This is a genomic window from Haloferax profundi, from assembly GCF_001469865.1.
Taxonomy (GTDB): domain Archaea; phylum Halobacteriota; class Halobacteria; order Halobacteriales; family Haloferacaceae; genus Haloferax; species Haloferax profundi.
This window is the reverse complement of the sequence record NZ_LOPV01000467.1, coordinates 1-2155: the sequence shown is the minus strand read 5'-3', so window position 1 is coordinate 2155 and position 2155 is coordinate 1. Positions and strand designations below refer to the sequence as shown.

1 protein-coding gene is annotated in these 2155 nt (G+C 54.1%); it reads right to left on the bottom strand.

Going from position 1 to position 2155, the window contains the following annotated elements:
- Positions 1-2155: hypothetical protein (locus AUR66_RS22175; RefSeq protein ID WP_197409813.1), on the bottom strand; the 2155-nt coding region annotated here is incomplete at both ends.

Sequence of the window (2155 nt, the reverse complement as noted above, 5' to 3'; positions counted from 1 at the left end):
TCGGCTAATGTCGATGCGCTGATGTTGACTGTTGTATTAGTCGAGGTCGTCTCGTCCGTAGGGGAGTCGACAGTAACTCGGTGAGGTGAGGCATCCCCAAGAGAGACGTTGTACACGCCCGCTTCAGCGAGTGTGTAGTTAACCGAGAGTCGCGTGGTCTCATTAGCAGCGAGCGAGACGTTTTGTGTGGTGACTACTGTGTCGTTCACTCGGAGTGGCACACTGATAGCCCGTGCATCTCCGGTGTTCGTCACGGTGACCGATGCGGTAATGTTCAGTGGAGCAGCACCAGAATCCGGCGTGACAGACACGTTCTGATAGGACACTGTTTCGTTCGCCACGGATTCGAGGACGTACGTCTTATTCACCGGACTCGTGACGGTGAACTGGTCGGTGATCGCTGGGCTCTGGTTAACGGCTGCAGTTGGTGTATGCACAGTCACGTTGACAGTGCCTGTGACTTCGATACCTGATGCCCCGGTTCCACGTGGATGATATCTGCCTTGCTGATCAGTGAAATCGGTCAACTCAGTATCAGCGCCTCCTGCACGATGTTCGACTTTTACTCTTGCGTTCGGGACTGGGTTACCGGTAGTGTCGACGACGGTAACGTTGACGTTATGCGCCGTAGGCAGTGTCTCGTTTAGCGTGACCTGTGTCGAATTGAAGTCACTTAGCGTGTACATATCCGGCGACCCATCTTTCGGGAAGTAGTCTCCAGAGCTGTTGTTGAACTGGTAGTATTCAACGTCCCACTGACCACCAAGAGGCACATTGGCACGGACTGTGCCGTTAGCAAACGTATCGAAGGTGTAGAATTTGGACGTCGTCAGCCGCTTTTCGTACTCATCAGCGTCCACGAAAATCGTATCACCGTTGACAGGATCGCCGTCAGCTTCACGAACTGTGCCCGAGACTGTTGGAGTCGAACTGAAGCCAACGGTCGTCTCGCGGTCTTGGGTTATATTTGTGATATGTCTGAAGTACTGATACGGTGCGACGTCATATTGGCTCCCCTCAGGCACACGAACGTCGAATCTGGTAGTCCCTTCTACCTCGATACCTGTGTTCTGATCTTCATACCCACTGGGGAACGCCCCTGTTGACGTCGTCTTACCATACTGGTAAATGTATGTCCCAGTCAGTCCATCATCGATAAACCAAGCGTCTGCACCCTCAATTGGTGCTCCAGACTCATCTTCAACGGTGACATCCCATACATTGCCATCAGGAATCGTGACCGTCCCGATGTCTGTCCGCCCGGCCGTCGCGGTGAACTCAGCAATTGTGTGAATGTCTACTGTTCCATCACGCTTTCCGAAGTAAACCGAGGAGTCGTTGCCGGCGTACTGGTAGTATCCCAAGATGTACTCGGTTCCCGGATCGACCGACATCGAAAACGTGCCATCACTGTTCGTATCGACGCGGTAGTCAGTGCTCGCGCCAGCGAGGATTAGGTCACCAGCAAGTGGGGCTCCATCCTCGGTTTCGACCCGCCCAGTGAGCAGTGCATCAGTTGCGTTGATGGAATCCTGGCCGAGTAAGTACGATTCCCTGAAGCGGACCGTTTCCGTCTCACTCAGTGGTACTTCGACACGAACGTCGACAGAGTCGCCGTCAAACTGTGAGAAATTGACTGTCGTTTCGTATGTTCTATCTCCAGTCGGCGCGAGCTGTGTTTCGAGCCGACTCGAATTGCCATCGACGGTTACGTTGAGACTGTCGTAGGCAGGCAAGTTACCACCATCAAACGTGACTGTCCCTTCACCTGCCGTCGAGTTGACTGTAACACTGGTCCCGACGTAGTTGATGAGAGTGGTGACCGACTGCTGGGCAACCGTCTGGCCGGACGTCACGTTCACTAGCTCGATCGTAAAGTTCGTCACTCCCGACTCTGACTCGATCGTGCCGTTCGTGACACGCATTGGGAGGTGCTGGTACCCTGCGTGTAAGGTCGGCGTGTCCGCAGGAGTTCCGTCTGTATCATGCAACTCTAGGTTAATCGTTCCAGCACCCACGGTGGTATTGTTCTCGACGACGAGTGTCGCCTGCGTGCCCGTGTCTGGGTTGGTGACGACGAACTCGTAGTTTTGGCCACCATTAACTGGGATTCCAACGGTTGAATCGAACGAGGGGTACCAGGTGTACTCGGTGT